The organism is Pseudomonas rhizophila, assembly GCF_003033885.1.
GTDB classification, from domain to species: Bacteria; Pseudomonadota; Gammaproteobacteria; order Pseudomonadales; family Pseudomonadaceae; genus Aquipseudomonas; species Aquipseudomonas rhizophila.
This window is the reverse complement of sequence record NZ_CP024081.1, coordinates 3,049,382-3,067,374: the sequence shown is the minus strand read 5'-3', so window position 1 is coordinate 3,067,374 and position 17,993 is coordinate 3,049,382. Positions and strand designations below refer to the sequence as shown.

At 59.5% G+C, this 17,993-nt stretch carries 15 protein-coding genes, 2 tRNA genes, 2 rRNA genes and 1 other annotated feature; of the genes, 10 read left to right on the top strand and 9 right to left on the bottom strand.

The window, feature by feature from the left end; all coding sequences use genetic code 11:
• Positions 1-263: 263 nt before the first annotated feature.
• The gene (locus tag CRX69_RS14375; RefSeq protein WP_107322202.1) at positions 264-998 is read right to left on the bottom strand and encodes a thioesterase II family protein; all 735 of its coding nucleotides are present in this window, start codon (positions 996-998) and stop codon (positions 264-266) included.
• A gap of 144 nt (positions 999-1,142) precedes the next feature.
• Between CRX69_RS14375 and tam the strand changes: the two genes are divergently transcribed.
• The 4 genes from tam (at position 1,143) to CRX69_RS14355 (ending at position 6,007) form a co-directional block, all read left to right on the top strand.
• Complete coding sequence (gene tam, locus CRX69_RS14370; protein ID WP_047230458.1) at positions 1,143-1,913, top strand: trans-aconitate 2-methyltransferase; 771 nt, start codon at positions 1,143-1,145, stop codon at positions 1,911-1,913.
• Between the two features lie 76 nt (positions 1,914-1,989).
• Complete coding sequence (locus tag CRX69_RS14365) at positions 1,990-3,123, top strand: cupin-like domain-containing protein (RefSeq protein WP_107322201.1); 1,134 nt, start codon at positions 1,990-1,992, stop codon at positions 3,121-3,123.
• Between the two features lie 267 nt (positions 3,124-3,390).
• Positions 3,391-4,191, top strand: coding sequence for a glucose 1-dehydrogenase (locus CRX69_RS14360; RefSeq protein ID WP_076383881.1), 801 nt, complete (start codon positions 3,391-3,393; stop codon positions 4,189-4,191).
• Entirely contained in the window at positions 4,184-6,007 is a 1,824-nt protein-coding gene (locus CRX69_RS14355; protein ID WP_107322200.1) for a glycoside hydrolase family 15 protein, read from the top strand. Before CRX69_RS14360 ends, CRX69_RS14355 begins: the two co-directional genes overlap by 8 nt.
• 167 nt (positions 6,008-6,174) lie before the next feature.
• On the opposite strand, the gene CRX69_RS14350 is transcribed toward CRX69_RS14355, so the two are convergent.
• Entirely contained in the window at positions 6,175-6,543 is a 369-nt protein-coding gene (locus CRX69_RS14350; RefSeq protein ID WP_076383879.1) for a DUF6124 family protein, read from the bottom strand.
• A 604-nt stretch (positions 6,544-7,147) separates the two neighbouring features.
• Here CRX69_RS14350 and CRX69_RS14345 point away from each other — a divergent pair.
• Both CRX69_RS14345 and CRX69_RS14340 read left to right on the top strand, forming a co-directional pair.
• On the top strand, positions 7,148-7,525 hold the full coding sequence (locus CRX69_RS14345) for a hypothetical protein (RefSeq protein WP_047230453.1): 378 nt from the start codon (positions 7,148-7,150) through the stop codon (positions 7,523-7,525).
• 28 nt (positions 7,526-7,553) lie between these two features.
• Positions 7,554-8,456 (top strand): alpha/beta fold hydrolase, encoded by a 903-nt coding sequence (locus tag CRX69_RS14340; protein WP_107322199.1) that lies wholly within the window; start codon positions 7,554-7,556, stop codon positions 8,454-8,456.
• Here the strand turns inward: CRX69_RS14340 and CRX69_RS14335 are convergent.
• Positions 8,425-9,417, bottom strand: coding sequence for a GlxA family transcriptional regulator (locus CRX69_RS14335; RefSeq protein WP_047230451.1), 993 nt, complete (start codon positions 9,415-9,417; stop codon positions 8,425-8,427). The genes CRX69_RS14340 and CRX69_RS14335 overlap by 32 nt on opposite strands.
• 98 nt (positions 9,418-9,515) lie before the next feature.
• Here CRX69_RS14335 and inhA point away from each other — a divergent pair, with 98 nt between their 5' ends.
• Positions 9,516-10,202 (top strand): isonitrile hydratase, encoded by a 687-nt coding sequence (inhA, locus tag CRX69_RS14330; protein WP_047230450.1) that lies wholly within the window; start codon positions 9,516-9,518, stop codon positions 10,200-10,202.
• Between the two features lie 97 nt (positions 10,203-10,299).
• Here inhA and CRX69_RS14325 read toward each other — a convergent pair whose 3' ends face one another.
• Entirely contained in the window at positions 10,300-11,037 is a 738-nt protein-coding gene (locus tag CRX69_RS14325) for an SDR family oxidoreductase (RefSeq protein ID WP_047230449.1), read from the bottom strand.
• A gap of 202 nt (positions 11,038-11,239) precedes the next feature.
• Here CRX69_RS14325 and CRX69_RS14320 point away from each other — a divergent pair, with 202 nt between their 5' ends.
• A complete protein-coding gene (locus CRX69_RS14320; protein ID WP_047230448.1) occupies positions 11,240-12,187 on the top strand; it encodes an AraC family transcriptional regulator in 948 nt (315 codons plus the stop codon).
• A 181-nt stretch (positions 12,188-12,368) separates the two neighbouring features.
• Positions 12,369-12,770, top strand: coding sequence for a hypothetical protein (locus CRX69_RS14315; RefSeq protein WP_107322198.1), 402 nt, complete (start codon positions 12,369-12,371; stop codon positions 12,768-12,770).
• Positions 12,771-13,021: 251 nt separating this feature from the next.
• Here the strand turns inward: CRX69_RS14315 and CRX69_RS14310 are convergent, their stop codons facing one another.
• Positions 13,022-13,480 carry an SRPBCC family protein gene (locus tag CRX69_RS14310; protein ID WP_047230567.1) on the bottom strand — a complete coding sequence of 153 codons (459 nt, stop codon included), beginning with the start codon at positions 13,478-13,480 and terminating at the stop codon, positions 13,022-13,024.
• Positions 13,481-13,603: 123 nt separating this feature from the next.
• Here CRX69_RS14310 and CRX69_RS14305 point away from each other — a divergent pair, with 123 nt between their 5' ends.
• Positions 13,604-14,005: a lysozyme inhibitor LprI family protein gene (locus CRX69_RS14305; RefSeq protein ID WP_047230566.1), complete on the top strand. Its 402-nt coding sequence runs from the start codon at positions 13,604-13,606 to the stop codon at positions 14,003-14,005.
• Positions 14,006-14,107: 102 nt separating this feature from the next.
• Here CRX69_RS14305 and rrf read toward each other — a convergent pair.
• From rrf to CRX69_RS14285, 4 genes are all read right to left on the bottom strand, one after another.
• Positions 14,108-14,223, bottom strand: a 5S ribosomal RNA gene (rrf, locus tag CRX69_RS14300).
• A gap of 150 nt (positions 14,224-14,373) precedes the next feature.
• Positions 14,374-17,265: ribosomal RNA gene (locus CRX69_RS14295) — 23S ribosomal RNA — on the bottom strand.
• Positions 17,266-17,513: 248 nt separating this feature from the next.
• A tRNA-Ala gene (locus CRX69_RS14290) sits at positions 17,514-17,589 on the bottom strand.
• 27 nt (positions 17,590-17,616) lie between these two features.
• Positions 17,617-17,693, bottom strand: a tRNA-Ile gene (locus CRX69_RS14285).
• A gap of 78 nt (positions 17,694-17,771) precedes the next feature.
• Positions 17,772-17,904 (bottom strand) — a sequence feature (16S ribosomal RNA rRNA prediction is too short).
• Positions 17,905-17,993 lie beyond the last annotated feature (89 nt).

Below are 17,993 nucleotides of genomic sequence, written 5' to 3'. Positions count from 1 at the left end.
TTCTGGGTATCCGGAATCAGTGGGCACAAGGCACAAAGGCATGTCGTCCCTATAAAACGAATGCAGACCGGAAAAATTAGCGCTTGAGAATAGAGGTCAGGAAAGAGGGAAATCCGTGGCGAGGGAGCTTGCTCCCGCTCGACTGCGCAGCAGTCGCAGAAGCTCCCGGCCGCAAAAGAACCGACGCCTGGCAGGGGTCGCTTCGCAACCCAGCGGGAGCAAGCTCCCTCGCCACAAAAGCAGATTGTTTGTGAATCAGTGCATCAGGCGCTGATTGCCAACCCATACCGTCGATGATGCACGCTCAACTGATCCTTGATCAGGCGCAGCACCCTGGCCTCGTGCTCATGGATAAAAAAGTGCCCGCCCGCCAGCATGTCCACCGAAAAGCTGCCGGAGGTTTCCCGGCTCCAGCCGATCAGTTGCTCGGTGCTGGCCTTGTCGGTGGTGCCGCCGAGCACGTGCACCGGGCATTTGAGCGGTGCTCGGGTTCGCGGCTGGAAGCGCCCGCACAGCAGAAAATCCGCCCGCAGCACAGGCAAGGTCAGGGCCATCAATTCTTCATTGGCCAGGACTTCTTCGCTGGTGCCATTGAGGGTGCGCAGTTGTTCGATCAATTCAGTATCGGTTTTCGGTGTGGCAAAACCGCGGTCGTAATCGGCGCGCATCGTCGGCGCTGCGGTGCCCGAGGCGAACAGCGCTACCGGTTCCGGGCAACCCAGCTCGCGCAAGGCATGGGCGATTTCGCAGGCCAGCAATGCGCCCAGGCTGTGGCCGAACAGCGCATAAGGGGCCTGGAGCGTGGGGCGCAGTTCCCGGGCCAGTTGCATCGCCAGCGGGCCCATGTCGGTGTGCAGCGGCTCGCCGAAACGCGCCCCGCGCCCCGGCAGCTCAACCGGCTGCACCTGCAGCCATTGCGGCACCTTGCGCCGCCAGCGGCTGTAAACCATGGCGCTGGCGCCGGAATACGGCAGGCATAGCAAGGTCAGTTGGGTCACTGCGGTTTTCTCCGATCAGTTGTGTATGGAAGATAACGAACTGGCGACAGTCTGAATTAGTCAGTGTCGCCGTATCTGCCCCATGGCCTCACACGCCCCCTATACTGGCGGCATCTCGGCTCGCCCATCGCAAAGGAGAACGCCATGACCTGGTCTGCCAAGCAATACGTCACGTTTGAACAGGAACGCACCCGTCCGGCCCGGGACCTGCTGGCGGCCATCCCGCCGGGGCAAGCGCGCTCGGTGATCGACCTGGGGTGCGGCCCCGGCAATTCCACAGAATTATTGGTGGAGCACTTTCCCGGGGCAACGGTGCGTGGCCTGGACAGTTCCAGCGACATGATACAGGCCGCCCGTCAGCGCTTGCCCGAAGTGGCCTTCGACACCGCAGACATCGGCCAATGGGACGAACCCGGTCCCTTCGATGTGATCTTCGCCAACGCGGTGCTGCAATGGCTGCCCGACCACGCAACCCTGCTGCCGTCACTGGTCAGCAAACTGGCCGAGGGTGGCAACCTGGCGATCCAGATGCCCGACACCCTGCACCAGCCGTCCCACCGCTTGATGCGGGAAATCGCCGCCAATGGGCCTTGGGCCAGCCAACTGGCCGGAGCCGCCGATACGCGCACGGAAGTGGCCGATGCCAGCCTGTACTACTCGATCCTCAAGCCCCATTGCACCCGTGTCGACGTGTGGCGCACCACCTACCATCACCCGCTGGCCGGGGGCGCCGCCGGCGTGGTGGAGTGGTTCAAGGGCAGCGGCTTGCGGCCGTTTCTCGACCCGCTGGATGAGGTGCAACGCGGGCAATACCTGCAACAGTATCTCAACGCCGTTGAACAGGCTTATCCGGCCATGGACGATGGAACGGTACTGCTGCCCTTCCCCCGTGTGTTCATGGTCGCGACCCGCTAAACGAAGCAGCGCGGGTTAAATTTCCGGTCCCGGCCCTCGTTACCTGCTCAGACCAAAACCCACAAGAGTGACCGCCGTGGACCTGCAAACCATTCTGGGCAAACTGTTCGCCAACGCCGACGCCGTTGGTATCGAAGGTGTTTTCCAATTCGTGTTCGGCCCCCAGCAGGCGTACTGGTCCGAGGTCAGAGCCAGCAGCCGCACCCAGGCCGGTCGGCACAGCAGCCCCGACGTGACCATTGAAGTGGCGGAGAAGGACTTTCTCGGGATCATGGCCGGTGTGGCCAATGTCGAGGAGCTGTTCGCCAGCGGACGCCTGAAGATCGGCGGCAACATGGGCCTGGCGACGTTGTTGCCGCAGATCATCGAGCATGCCCGCCACGGCAGTGGCGCGGTGGAAAAGGTCGACATGAACAAGCGTTATCCCACCCCGCCGCGCTTCAGCGAAAAGCTCACCGCCAGCCTGCCGACCCAGCGCAGCGTGGAACGTCGCCCGCGCAGCGAGCTGTCGGTGCAAGCGTTTCAAGCGCGCTACCTGCCCCATGGCATTCCGGTGGTCATCAGCAATGCCTTGCAGGACTGGCCGTTGTTCAAGCTCAGTCGCGAAGAATCCCTGGTGCATTTTGCCGAGCTGCAAGGCATCACCCGCCACGGCGACTACGTGAAAAAAACCTTCTCCACCGAGCGGGACTTCCGCTCCACGTCCATGGCCGATTTCATTGCTTCTCTGGACAGCCCGGCGGTCAAGGGCGCCGATGGTGAACCGCCGGCCTACATGGGCAACAACATCCTGCCGGCGCAATTGATGGAGCAAATCAACTACCCGCCCTATTTCGACCCGTCGCTGTTCATCCCGCCACGCATCTGGATCGGCCCAAAGGGCACCCTCACCCCGCTGCACCGCGACGACACCGACAACCTGTTCGCCCAGGTCTGGGGCCAGAAAATCTTCACCCTCGCCGCCCCCCATCACCGCGAAGCCCTCGGCACCTGGTCCACGGCGCCCCAAGGCGGCCTGGACGGTTGCGATTTCAACCCGGACGCGCCGGACTACCAGCGCTTCCCCCGCGCCCGTGACGTGACCTTCCTGCGGGTGACGCTGGAGGCCGGGGATCTGCTGTTCCTGCCTGAAGGCTGGTTCCATCAGGTGGAGTCGGTGTCCACTTCGTTGTCAGTGAACTTCTGGGTGAATTCGGGGCGGGGTTGGTGAGCGCTGACTTGAGGCGAGCGGCCTTTGTGGCGAGGGGATTTATCCCCGCTGGGGCGCGAAGCGGCCCCATTCAAACTGTCTGCCACATCACCGTTGCCAGGTTCTGGGGCTGCTGTGCAGCCCAGCGGGGATAAATCCCCTCGCCACAGGTTTTGTGTTCGCCATGGGTGGCGCGTTCATTCCATCGTGAAGACTGCTTCACCCAAATGAACTCCACGCACCTCATACCAGTCAGCAGGTAAAGCCCTCAACTCAAGGTGCTAGACCATGCAGATATCCCTCGCCCGACAGGTTGCCCTGGTCACCGGCGCCAGTTCCGGCATTGGTGCAGGCGCGGCCAGGGCGTTGGCAGACGCCGGTGCCGCGGTGGTGCTCAACTACCACTCCAGCGCCGGCCCGGCGCAAGACCTGGCCCGTGAAATCAACGCCAACGGTGGACGCGCCATCGCCGTCGGTGCCGATGTGTCGAAGGAGCCGGATGTCGAGCGACTGTTCGCCCAGACTGTCGAAGCCTTTGGCACGCTGGACATCCTGGTCGCCAACTCCGGCCTGCAAAAAGACGCCGCCGCCGTCGACATGAGCCTGGAGGACTGGAACACCGTGATCGGCACCAACCTGACCGGCCAGTTCCTCTGCGCCCGTGCCGCCCTGCGGATTTTCAATCAGCAGGGCATTCGCCAGGGCGTGTCCCGGGCCGCCGGCAAAATCATCCACATGAGCTCAGTGCACCAGCGCATCCCCTGGGCCGGTCACATCAACTACGCTGCCTCCAAGGGCGGCGTCCATCTGCTGATGCAGAGTCTGGCCCAGGAAATCAGCCACCAGCGCATCCGCATCAACAGCATCGCGCCCGGCGCGATCCGCACGGCCATCAACCGCGAGGTCACTGAAGGCGAACAGGAGCAGAAATTGCTGGAGCTGATTCCTTACGGGCGTATCGGCGATGTGGAAGATGTCGCCAACGCGGTGGTCTGGCTGGCGTCGGACTTGTCCGATTACGTGGTAGGCACCACGTTGTTCATCGATGGCGGGATGAGCCTTTATCCGGGGTTCCACGGCAATGGCTGACTATCACGAAACCCAAAGCCCTATCGAGAACCACGGCATCATCGGCGACATGCGCAGTGCTGCGCTGGTGAATGACCGAGGCAGTGTCGACTTTTTCTGCTGGCCGGAATTCGACAGCCCATCAATTTTCTGCTCGCTGCTGGACACGCCGGACGCGGGCATCTTTCAACTGGCGCCGGACCTGCCCCACGCCCGTCGCCAGCAGATCTACCTGCCTGACACCAACGTACTGCAAACCCGCTGGCTGAGTGATGACGCCGTGGTGGAAATCACCGACCTGCTGCCCATCGGCGACAGCGAGGATGACCTGCCGGTATTGATCCGCAAGGTGAGCATGACCCTCGGCAGTGCGACGTTTCGCATGCGCTGCGCGGTCCGCCACGACTACGCCCGCAGCCTCACCAGCGCACACCGTGACGGCGATCACATCTGCTTCGAAGCCCCGGGGCAACCTGGCTTGCGTTTGTGTTCCGATCAGGCCATGACCCTGGACGACCGGGCGGCGGTGGCCGAGTTCACGCTGGAACAAGGCCAGAGCGCCGAGTTCCTGCTGGGCGGGATTGACGACCCGCGGCTTCAGGATGACATCAGCGCAATATGCCTGGAGCGAACCCTGGCGTTCTGGCGCGGCTGGATTGGCCAATCCACCTATCGCGGGCGCTGGCGGGAAATGGTCAACCGCTCGGCCTTGGCGCTGAAACTGCTGACCTCACGCAAACACGGCGCCATCCTCGCCGCCGCCACTTTCGGCCTGCCGGAAACCCGTGGCGGCGAGCGCAACTGGGACTATCGCTACACCTGGATCCGCGACGCGTCCTTCACCGTTTACGCGTTCATGCGCCTGGGCTTCGTTGAAGAAGCCAACGCCTACATGCGTTTTCTGCGGAGCCGGGTCAGCGACTGCTGCGATCAGCCGATCAAACTCAACATCCTGTACGGCCTGGACGGCAGGCTGGAGCTACCTGAAGTCGAACTGCCACACCTCAGCGGCTTTGGTCATGCCAAGCCGGTGCGCATCGGCAACCTGGCCTACAAACAAGTGCAGTTGGATATCTTCGGCGAATTGATGGACGCGGTGTACCTGGTCAACAAATACGGCGAAGCCATTTCCCATCAGGGCTGGAAACACGTCGTCAATGTGGTCGATCAGGTCTGTGATATCTGGCAGGACAAAGACGTGGGCATCTGGGAAATGCGCGGGGAGAAGCACCATTTCCTGCATTCGCGGCTGATGTGCTGGGTCGCCGTCGATCGCGCCATCCGCCTGGCGGTCAAACGCTCCTTGCCCGCGCCTTTCGCCCGCTGGGACCAGACTCGCCAGGCCATCTATGAAGACATCTGGACAAATTTCTGGAACGAGGAACGGCAGCATTTCATCCAGCGTCTGGGCAGCACCGCCCTCGACGGTTCGATGTTGTTGATGCCGCTTGTGCGCTTCGTCAGCGCGTGCGACCCGCGCTGGCTCTCGACCCTCGATGCCATTGAAAAAGACCTGGTGCGCGATGGCATGGTCTACCGCTACCGCAACGACGAAAGCCCCGTCGACGGCCTCAGCGGCATTGAAGGTTCGTTCGCTGCGTGTTCGTTCTGGTACGTCGAATGCCTGGCCCGCGCCGGCCGCGTGGAAAAAGCCCAACTGGAGTTCGAACAACTGCTGCGCTACGCCAACCCACTGGGCTTGTACGCCGAGGAGTTCGACAGCCACGGCTACCACCTGGGCAACACCCCCCAGGCCTTGACCCACCTGGCGCTGATCAGCGCCGCCAGTTTCCTGGACCGAAAATTGAGTGGGGACAAAACGCATTGGCAGCCGTGAGCCGGGCTGGCGAGTGAACGTATTCCCCGCTGTGCACGGGCTTTTGTGGGAGCAAGGCTTGCCCGCGATGAAGGCGACGCGGTCGTGAAATCGAGTCGCCCTCATCGCGGGCAAGCCTTGCTCCCACCCTGCACCACCAAAGCTCAGTACAACAAGTGGTGTATCTGCTACCGCGCCGACTCAGCCAGTTCGAGATCATCCAACGCTCGATTGGCCAGCAACGTACCCAGCTCAATCAACTGCTGAATCCCCAGAGCAACATGCCGCCGGGAACCTTCCAGCTCGAATGCCAGGTCACTGACCATGGCGTTGGCCGAAGCCAGGGTTTCGCTGAGGCTGGTCAGCACGGATTCGGTGTTGAGGCCGGGGACCACTGAAAATATCTGGCCGTCCTGGGTGTCGGGTTTGGCTGGGGCTGGGGGAGACAAGTGGACATTCAGCGCCCGGTCAGCGGCTTCGCGGAGTTTTTTGGTGTCGAGGGTGGTGTAGGCGGACAGGTTTTCGGCGCGTGGAGGGTTGGGGGTGATCTTGACCATTTGTGAAGCTCCTGACTTGAAATTGAGCCCACTCACCTCGTGACCAAACGAGGGGTGGTGGGCTATACGCAGGTTGGTCAACCGGGAAGTCAGGCACCCGGCGCACTCGAAAGTGCCCCGCGCACAGCCCACCGCAAAGCATACCGACAAGCACACAAAAAAGCGCCGACATGCTGAGGTTGGCGCGTGTGCGCCTGACATTGGACGGGTGACCAAACCCGGTCGCTGATTTTGCAGCGACCGGCAAAGCCTAGCCCCGCCGTTTCCGAACCAGCAACCGCCACGACTCGTCGGAAAATTCCGGTTCACCTATTTTTTTGTAGGAACTCCACACCCTTGTGGCGAGGGGATTTATCCCCGCTGGGCTGCGTAGCAGCCCGTCCATAGGCCAATCCACTTTGCCAGACAGACCGAGTTGACCGTTTTCGGGGCTGCTACGCAGCCCAGCGGGGATAAATCCCCTCGCCACAGAAGCGGGCACCAACATTTCTCCATCTATCGCTGCCGCCGGTTTCAGGTTGCCAGCCCTGTAAACCCCTCCTAAGATCGATGCACTCAAGGGTGCAGCGGAGCTGCCCGATAAAACCCGATTCAAGGATCTGACATGACCCATGTAAAACGCTCTATCACCACCCCGCCCCGAACAGGCCTGACCCGGGAAGACCTCTGGGAAGGCCAAGACAAGGGCCTGATCAAGTGCTGGGAAATCGGCCGCGATCGGGCGCTGAAGTTTCCCGATCTGGCGCAGCGTTGCCTGGCCGGTGAATTGCCGGTGCTCGGCTGGAAAGGCGGTGTCAGTCGCAGCCTGAAGAAAAACGAAAAGTTCGGCTGCCTCAAGTACCTCGCCCAATGGCAGGGCCTGCGCGGTGAAGACCTGGACATCGATCTGTCCCAGGACCGCACCCTGACCTGCTCCAGCACGAACATGATCGTGACCTTCACGCCGGATCGGGCCAAATATGTGAATCAGGAACCCGCATAACGGCAACCGAGCCGTGCAGGAGACCGACATGAACCAGGCGCCCAGAATCAACTTCGCGGTGACGCCTCTGCTGCGCATCGCCTACGAAGAGCACGGCCCCGCCAGCGGCGCCCCAGTGATCCTGCTGCACGGTTTCCCTTACGACCCCAGGGCCTTTGATGAAGTCGCACCGGCCTTGGCCCAGCGCGGCTATTGGGTCATCGTGCCGTACCTGCGCGGCTACGGCCCGACCCGGTTCAATAACCCGAGCATCCTGCGTTCCGGCCAGCAAGCGGCGCTGGCCCAGGATCTGCTGGACCTGATGCAGGCACTCGCCATTCCCCAAGCCGGGTTGTGCGGCTACGACTGGGGCGGGCGGGCCGCGTGTATCGTGGCGGCGCTGTGGCCCGAACGGGTTCGCTGCCTGGTGACCGGCGATGGCTATAACGTGCAGGACATTCCCCGATCGACTCAGCCGCTGGACCCTGAGACCGAGCACAGATTGTGGTACCAGTATTACTTCCACAGCGCCCGGGGCGTCGAGAGCCTGACACAGAACCGGCGCGAACTGTGCCAGTTGCTCTGGCGCCTGTGGTCACCGACCTGGACACGCGGCACAGCGCTGTATCCCCTCAGTGCCCCGTCCTTCGACAACCCGGATTTCGTCGAGGTGGTGATTCATTCCTACCGTCATCGCTTCATGTACGCACCGGGCGACCCGACGCTGGAGTGGATGGAGGAACGACTGACCGCGCAACCGGCCATCAGCGTGCCGAGCATCTCCCTGTGCGGTGCCGATGACGGCGTTGGACCTGCACCTGAGTTCGACGAAGACGCCGAACATTTCAGCGGTGTCTACGAGCGTCGAGTGCTCGCCGGTGTCGGCCACAACATTCCCCAGGAAGCCCCCCAGGCCACGCTCAGGGCATTGCTGGATCTGCTTGAGGACTGACCGCGAAACGCTCCCGATACGCCTGGGGCGTCACACCCATGGCCCGCAGGAAGCTGCGGCGCAGGGTTTCTTCGCTGCCAAAGCCGCATTGCACCGCGACCCGCTTGATCGGCAGTGCTGTGTCGGCCAGCAGCCGGCGGGCGGTCTCCACACGAATCAGCTCCACCGCCCGCGCTGGCGTCTGGCCGGTGTCGGCACGGTAGTGACGCACGAAACTGCGCTCGCTCATCCCCGCCTCTGCCGCCAGACTCGGCAAGCCCAGGTCCTGGGTGAGGTTTTCCGCGATCCAGGCGTGCAGATCATCAAAACGACTGCCCTGATTCTGCAGTGACAAGGTCACGCTGAACTGCGATTGACCGCCTGGACGCTTGAGGAACACCACCAGTTGCCGGGCGACTTCCAGAGCGATGGCGCGACCCAAATCGTCCTCCACCAGGGCCAACGCCAGGTCGATGCCGGCCGTAACGCCCGCCGAAGTCCAGACCGGGCCGTCGTTGATAAAAATCGGGTTGGGTTCGACCCGCAGTTGCGGGTGCTGCCTGGCCAGTTGTTCGCAACGGGTCCAGTGCGTGACCACCCGACGTCCGTCCAACCAACCGCTGGCGGCCAGCAGGAACGCCCCGGTGCACACCGACGCCACGCGCCGCGAGCGCAGACCATGGTCCCTGACCCAGGCCACCAGCGCCGCGTCCTGCGCCGCCTCGTACACCCCCCAACCGCCGGCGATAAGCAATGTGTCGCTACCCACGCTCGGCAGCGGCTCGGCCATAAGCGCGAGCCCCGCCGACGACATCACCGCCCCGCCACCGGCAGCAATCACGGTGGGTGCGTAAGGCAACGGCAAGCCTTGCTGGCGTGCCAGGTCGTTGGCCGAAGCAAAGACCTGCAAGGGCCCGGTGACATCTAGCACCTGCACGTTGGCAAAGGCCAGTACATGAACGGTTTTCGGTGGGTTTGGCATATTGGCGTAATTCGTGGGCTTATTGGCGTATACGCCAGAGCCTACGGGCCTAAAGTTAAACCGTCCACCCCTCAGGCATCACTTCAGGAGAAAGCGCCATGGCGTTGCAGATCGGTTTTCTGTTATTCCCCCAGGTTCAACAACTGGACCTCACCGGCCCTTATGACGTGCTCGCCTCGCTGCCAGACGTGAAGGTGCACCTGATCTGGAAAGACCTGGCCCCAGTCACCGCCAGCACCGGGTTGGTACTCCTACCGACCACCACGTTCGAGAAGTGCCCCAAGCTCGACGTGATCTGCATCCCGGGCGGCAGCGGCGTCGGGCCGTTGATGGAAGATGAGCAGACCTTGGCGTTCATCAAGCAACAGGCGGCCCACGCGCAGTACATCACCTCCGTGTGCACCGGTTCGCTGGTGCTTGGCGCGGCGGGTTTATTGCAGGGTAAACGGGCCACCACCCATTGGGCTTATCACAGTCTGCTGCAAACCCTGGGCGCCACACCGGTCAAGGACCGCGTGGTACGCGACGGCAACCTGTTCACCGGTGGTGGCATCACCGCCGGGATCGATTTTGCCTTGACCCTGGCGGCCGAATTGTTCGACCAGGACACCGCCGAGCTGGTCCAGCTACAGCTTGAATACGCCCCGGCCCCGCCGTTCACCGCCGGCGGCCCGGAGACCGCGCCGACCCAGGTGCTGGAAGAAGCCAACCGACGCGCAGCAGAGTCGTTTCGAGTGCGCTCGCAGATTACTCAACGGGCAGCGGCGCGATTGGCACTGCAATAACGATTAACGCCAATCAGTCCCCCCAAAAAAAGGTGGTGAGGGGTTTTATCCCCTCACCACACAAGACATGAAGAATCTCCTGCCGCATCGATTCAATTCAGAACGGGCTGGCCGTCGGGCGCACCACCAGTTCGCTGACGTCCACATCGTCCGGCTGTTCAATGGCGTAGGCAATCGCCCGGGCAATCGCCTCGGCGGGAATGGCGATCCGGCGAAACTCGCGCATCTCGGCGCGCCCACCTTCATCGGAAATACTTTCGGCCAACTCCGACTCGGTTACGCCAGGGGAAATCACCGTCACCCGTACGTCACCACCGACCTCCTGGCGCAAACCCTCGGAAATCGCTCGCACGGCGAACTTGGTGGCGCAGTACACCGCCGCCGTCGGGCTGACCGTGTAGGCACCAATGGAAGCAATGTTGATGAACTGGCCGCTGCGCTGGCGTTGCATCAAAGGCAAACCGGCGGCGATGCCGTGGAGTACACCACGAATGTTGACGTCGATCATGCGATCCCACTCGTCAACTTTCAGCGCCTCGAGTTTGGAGAGCGGCATGACCCCGGCGTTGTTGACGATCACATCGACCTTGCCGAATCGCTCGACAGCGAAGTCGATCAGGCTCTGCACATCATCACGGCGCGTCACGTCCACGGCTTTGCAAGCAGCCTGCTGGCCGTCGGCTTCAAGTTCCTGCACCAGCGCCTGCAAGCGATCGACGCGTCGCGCACCCAGCACCACTCGTGCGCCCCGGGCAGCCAGCAACCGTGCGGCGGCTTCGCCAATACCGCTGCTGGCGCCGGTGATCACCACAACTTTGTTTTGAATAGCGGACATGATGGTTTCCTCGTCTGGATGTATGGCCCCCCGATGGGAGCGTTTTGACAGGTCCAGATTAGGGAGCAGATCCGTGTCTGGGTTAGCCGGATCCTCCTGCGCCCTTGCACGATCCTGTAGCGATAAAACCGCCTCTGGTCGCCGGGCGCACAATCGGCTTTACTAGCGCGGTCCACCCATTTGGCCAGGGAGATAGATCGGCATGTCGGTATCCACGTCCATACACGTAACGCCTGAGGACGGCGTCAACCAGCGCCGCACCGAACTGGCGGAACTGATGAAGCGCTTCGCCCCGGAATTCGGCGTTCATCCCACCGCCATCGAGACCTTGCACCTGATCCGTAGCGACCAGCCCACCGAAGCCCTGCACACGATCCACAAGCCCGGTTTGTGCGTGATCGTCCAGGGGCGCAAAGAGGTTCGGCTGGCGGATGAATGCTACGTCTATGATTCGCTCAACTACCTGGTGGTCTCGGTCACCCTGCCGCTGGCGGGTCAGGTGATCGAAGCCAGCCCCGAGCGCCCCTACCTGTGCATTCGCCTGGATATCGACCCGGCGCAGATCTGCCGTCTGATCGCCGACGCCAGCCCCATTGGGGTACCGGCCCAACGAACCGATCGAGGACTATTCCTGGACCGCATCGATGCGCCGCTGCTCGATGCGGTGTTGCGTTTGCTGCGGCTGCTGGAGAGTCCGGACGATATCGCCACGCTCGCGCCCTTGGCCCAACAGGAAATTTTCTACCGCCTGCTACGGGGTGCCCAGGGCCAGCGCTTGCACGAAATTGCCATACCCGACACGCAAACCCACCGTATCAGTCGCGCAATCGAGTGGCTCAACACCCATTATGCCGAGCCGCTGAGCATCGATAGCCTGGCACAAATGATCAATCTCAGCCCTTCGGCACTGCACCATCGCTTCAAAGCCGTGACCGCCATGAGCCCGCTGCAATACCAGAAACAGCTGCGCCTGCAGGAAGCCCGACGGCTGCTGCTGGCGGAGAACAGCGACGTTTCGTCAATCGGCTACAAAATGGGCTATGAAAGCCCCTCGCAGTTCAGCCGCGAATACAGCCGTCTATTCGGGGCCTCGCCGAGCAAGGACATCGCCCGGCTACGTGCCGAGGCCTTGCAGATGAGTCGCGCCTGATCCTGCACACAAACAGGATCAGGCAAACCAAGGGCAGTATCCGTCTAACGGCGTCCCCCTCCTCGCCCCTACTCTGAACCCATGCAGCAAGACTACCGTCCGGGCTGCAACGGGTTCAGCAGATCGCGACATCTGAACGACCCGGCACTCAACCCCTTTTGATATGACCGGAGTCATCGCCATGAAAACTTTCAGTTCCTTGATCGCCGTTACCACTTTCGTCCTGAGCGTCAGTGCCTTTGCCCTGCCCAGCCAGCAGCAGGACCGTTTCTTTACGCAAACGCTCGGATATCAGCAGCCTGTGGCCGCTGATGGTTCGGACCGCACGCCTGGGCAGACTCTTGCCGCTGATGGTTCGGACCGCACACCTGGGCAGGCACTTGCCGCTGATGGTTCGGATCGCACACCTGGGCAGGCACTTGCCGCTGATGGTTCCGACCGCACACCTGGGCAGGCACTTGCCGCTGATGGTTCCGACCGCACACCTGGGCAGGCACTTGCCGCTGATGGTTCCGACCGCACACCTGGGCAGGCACTTGCCGCTGATGGTTCCGACCGTACCATGGCGCGACGCCTGGCTTGATAGGTCGGCTTTTCTGCAGACGAAAAAAAACCCGCCGAGGCGGGTTTTTCCAAGACCATCACGACTCCCTGTCGATAGCCATCCTTGCAAGGTCGATCGTCCCTGATCCTGAAGCACTCCCTGTGCTTCAGTGGTTGAGTACAGATTACGCATCGGATCCAAAGCGCAACAGACGATATAGCAACCATGGCGTGTAAGACATTCGCTATAGCAGCCCTTCCGTAAACCCTTAGATGCACGGGCACTGAGGATCAGGCCTTGGCCAGGAATGCTTCGATATTCGCCATCTGCTCGTCCCAACCACGGCTGTCCATACGAAAAGCCTTAAGCCGACGCGCCTCCGGGATACCGTTAAAGCCCGACTCCACCACTTTGAGCAAGGTGCCGCCATCCATGTCTTCAAGTTCGAACTGAACCCTCGTTTCGGGTTCCTGAGAGTAGTCCACCTGCGGTTCAATGGCGTACGGATGCCAGCGAAACGAAAAAACCCGCTCCGGCTCGACCCGCTCTACCGCAACGTCCCAGATAAGGTGTTCATAACCAGGATAGGTGATCTGCCCCTGGGTACGCTCGCCCGCGACAAATCGTCTGCCTTCAAGCGCGACGCCGAACCATTGACCGAAGGCTTCGGCATTGGCCAAGGCCCGCCAGACCTGAGAGCGCGGCGCCTTGAGCAGAATTTTTCTTTCGATGCGATCAGATGAATGCATGAGTCACCTCCTGTGTTCAACCCTAGGCCTGTAAGACCACGAGGCCAACCAGAAAGTTGTATCGACCCAGCGTTTGGGTACACTCCTTCGGCATTTAGAAATCCCATCAAGGAGAGATCGACCATGTTCCCACGCTTGTTTCTGGGCCTGACGCCGCTGCTTTTTATCAGTATTGTCCAAGCCGATGACTGCGCCAATGCTAGCACCCAGGGAGCAATGAACCAGTGCGCAGCCCAAGAGAACAAAGCCGCTGACGACGAGCTGAACAGTCTGTACAAGCAGATCACTGCACGCCTTAAAGATGACCCGCAGGCCAAGCAGCTACTGGTCAAGGCACAGCGGGCCTGGATCAGCTTCCGTGACGCCGAATGCAATTTTTCTGCCTCCGGAGTCGAAGGGGGTAGCGTCTATCCGCTGGTCCACAGCAATTGCGCCACAGCCGTAACCAAGGCCCGGGTCGAGACGCTCAAGACCTACCTCAAGTGCGAAGAAGGTGATCTGAGCTGCCCGGTCCCTGGGGCTTAACCATTGATGCAAAAAAAGGATGACCTCTTCAGGTCATCCTTTTTTTTCGGCACAAAAACAAAACCCCTACCTGCGTCAGCAGATAGGGGTTTCGGAATTTAATCTTGACGATGACCTACTCTCACATGGGGAAACCCCACACTACCATCGGCGATGCATCGTTTCACTGCTGAGTTCGGGATGGGATCAGGTGGTTCCAATGCTCTATGGTCGTCAAGAAATTCGGTAGCCAGCGCGTGCCTTRCGGTCACGTTCCAGCGAATGGGTATGCGATAGGTTTGTGTGTTGTGCGAACTTTCGGTTCATAGCGTCTTCACACACCGCAATCTGGTGCCCTGTATCGGGTCAGCAAATTGCTTGGGTGTTATATGGTCAAGCCTCACGGGCAATTAGTATGGGTTAGCTCAACGCCTCACAGCGCTTACACACCCCACCTATCAACGTCGTAGTCTTCGACGGCCCTTCAGGGGACTCAAGGTCCCAGTGAGATCTCATCTTGAGGCAAGTTTCCCGCTTAGATGCTTTCAGCGGTTATCTTTTCCGAACATAGCTACCCGGCAATGCCACTGGCGTGACAACCGGAACACCAGAGGTTCGTCCACTCCGGTCCTCTCGTACTAGGAGCAGCCCCTCTCAAATCTCAAACGTCCACGGCAGATAGGGACCGAACTGTCTCACGACGTTCTAAACCCAGCTCGCGTACCACTTTAAATGGCGAACAGCCATACCCTTGGGACCGGCTTCAGCCCCAGGATGTGATGAGCCGACATCGAGGTGCCAAACACCGCCGTCGATATGAACTCTTGGGCGGTATCAGCCTGTTATCCCCGGAGTACCTTTTATCCGTTGAGCGATGGCCCTTCCATACAGAACCACCGGATCACTAAGACCTACTTTCGTACCTGCTCGACGTGTCTGTCTCGCAGTCAAGCGCGCTTTTGCCTTTATACTCTACGACCGATTTCCGACCGGTCTGAGCGCACCTTCGTACTCCTCCGTTACTCTTTAGGAGGAGACCGCCCCAGTCAAACTACCCACCATACACTGTCCTCGATCCGGATAACGGACCTGAGTTAGAACCTCAAAGTTGCCAGGGTGGTATTTCAAGGATGGCTCCACGCGAACTGGCGTCCACGCTTCAAAGCCTCCCACCTATCCTACACAAGCAAATTCAAAGTCCAGTGCAAAGCTATAGTAAAGGTTCACGGGGTCTTTCCGTCTAGCCGCGGATACACTGCATCTTCACAGCGATTTCAATTTCACTGAGTCTCGGGTGGAGACAGCGCCGCCATCGTTACGCCATTCGTGCAGGTCGGAACTTACCCGACAAGGAATTTCGCTACCTTAGGACCGTTATAGTTACGGCCGCCGTTTACCGGGGCTTCGATCAAGAGCTTCGCGTTAGCTAACCCCATCAATTAACCTTCCGGCACCGGGCAGGCGTCACACCCTATACGTCCACTTTCGTGTTTGCAGAGTGCTGTGTTTTTAATAAACAGTCGCAGCGGCCTGGTATCTTCGACCGGCGTGGGCTTACGCAGCAAGTGCTTCACCCTCACCGGCGCACCTTCTCCCGAAGTTACGGTGCCATTTTGCCTAGTTCCTTCACCCGAGTTCTCTCAAGCGCCTTGGTATTCTCTACCCAACCACCTGTGTCGGTTTGGGGTACGGTTCCTGGTTACCTGAAGCTTAGAAGCTTTTCTTGGAAGCATGGCATCAACCACTTCGTCACCCAAAGGGTAACTCGTCATCAGCTCTCGGCCTTARRATCCCGGATTTACCTAAGATYYCAGCCTACCACCTTAAACTTGGACAACCAACGCCAAGCTGGCCTAGCCTTCTCCGTCCCTCCATCGCAATAACCAGAAGTACAGGAATATTAACCTGTTTTCCATCGACTACGCTTTTCAGCCTCGCCTTAGGGACCGACTAACCCTGCGTCGATTAACGTTGCGCAGGAAACCTTGGTCTTTCGGCGTGGGTGTTTTTCACACCCATTGTCGTTACTCATGTCAGCATTCGCACTTCTGATACCTCCAGCAAGCTTCTCAACTCACCTTCACAGGCTTACAGAACGCTCCTCTACCGCATCACCTAAGTGATACCCGTAGCTTCGGTGTATGGTTTGAGCCCCGTTACATCTTCCGCGCAGGCCGACTCGACTAGTGAGCTATTACGCTTTCTTTAAAGGGTGGCTGCTTCTAAGCCAACCTCCTAGCTGTCTAAGCCTTCCCACATCGTTTCCCACTTAACCATAACTTTGGGACCTTAGCTGACGGTCTGGGTTGTTTCCCTTTTCACGACGGACGTTAGCACCCGCCGTGTGTCTCCCATGCTCGGCACTTGTAGGTATTCGGAGTTTGCATCGGTTTGGTAAGTCGGGATGACCCCCTAGCCGAAACAGTGCTCTACCCCCTACAGTGATACATGAGGCGCTACCTAAATAGCTTTCGAGGAGAACCAGCTATCTCCGAGCTTGATTAGCCTTTCACTCCGATCCACAGGTCATCCGCTAACTTTTCAACGGTAGTCGGTTCGGTCCTCCAGTYAGTGTTACCYAACCTTCAACCTGCCCATGGATAGATCGCCCGGTTTCGGGTCTATTCCCAGCGACTAGACGCCCTATTAAGACTCGCTTTCGCTACGCCTCCCCTATTCGGTTAAGCTCGCCACTGAAAATAAGTCGCTGACCCATTATACAAAAGGTACGCAGTCACCCAACAAAGTGGGCTCCCACTGCTTGTACGCATACGGTTTCAGGATCTATTTCACTCCCCTCTCCGGGGTTCTTTTCGCCTTTCCCTCACGGTACTAGTTCACTATCGGTCAGTCAGTAGTATTTAGCCTTGGAGGATGGTCCCCCCATATTCAGACAAAGTTTCTCGTGCTCCGTCCTACTCGATTTCATGACTAAGAGATTTTCGCGTACAGGGCTATCACCCACTATGGCCGCACTTTCCAGAGCGTTCCGCTAATCTCAAAGCCACTTAAGGGCTAGTCCCCGTTCGCTCGCCACTACTAAGGGAATCTCGGTTGATTTCTTTTCCTCAGGGTACTTAGATGTTTCAGTTCCCCTGGTTCGCCTCTTGCACCTATGTATTCAGTACAAGATAACCATCTTATGATGGCTGGGTTCCCCCATTCAGACATCTCCGGATCAAAGTCTGTTTGCCGACTCCCCGAAGCTTTTCGCAGGCTACCACGTCTTTCATCGCCTCTGACTGCCAAGGCATCCACCGTATGCGCTTCTTCACTTGACCATATAACCCCAAGCAATCTGGTTATACTGTGAAGACGACATTCGCCGAAAATTCGCATGCTCTAAGAGCAACTCACAAATTTTACCTTAGCCTGATCCGTTACCAGTGAAAGTAACGTYCAGTCTATCTTTCTATCACATACCCAAATTTTTAAAGAACGATCTAATCAAAAGACTAGAAATCAACATTCAGCACCGTCTTGGTGGAATGCTCATTTCTAAGCTTTAAACGTTGGTGCCAATCTGTAATGGTGGAGCCAAGCGGGATCGAACCGCTGACCTCCTGCGTGCAAGGCAGGCGCTCTCCCAGCTGAGCTATGGCCCCGTATCGCTACAGGGAACACCATGAAATTGGTGGGTCTGGGCAGATTCGAACTGCCGACCTCACCCTTATCAGGGGTGCGCTCTAACCAACTGAGCTACAGACCCAATCGTCTTCTTCAATGAATCAAGCAATTCGTGTGGGAGCTCATGAAGCAGCTGCGGTCGTCGATTAAGGAGGTGATCCAGCCGCAGGTTCCCCTACGGCTACCTTGTTACGACTTCACCCCAGTCATGAATCACACCGTGGTAACCGTCCCCCCGAAGGTTAGACTAGCTACTTCTGGTGCAACCCACTCCCATGGTGTGACGGGCGGTGTGTACAAGGCCCGGGAACGTATTCACCGCGACATTCTGATTCGCGATTACTAGCGATTCCGACTTCACGCAGTCGAGTTGCAGACTGCG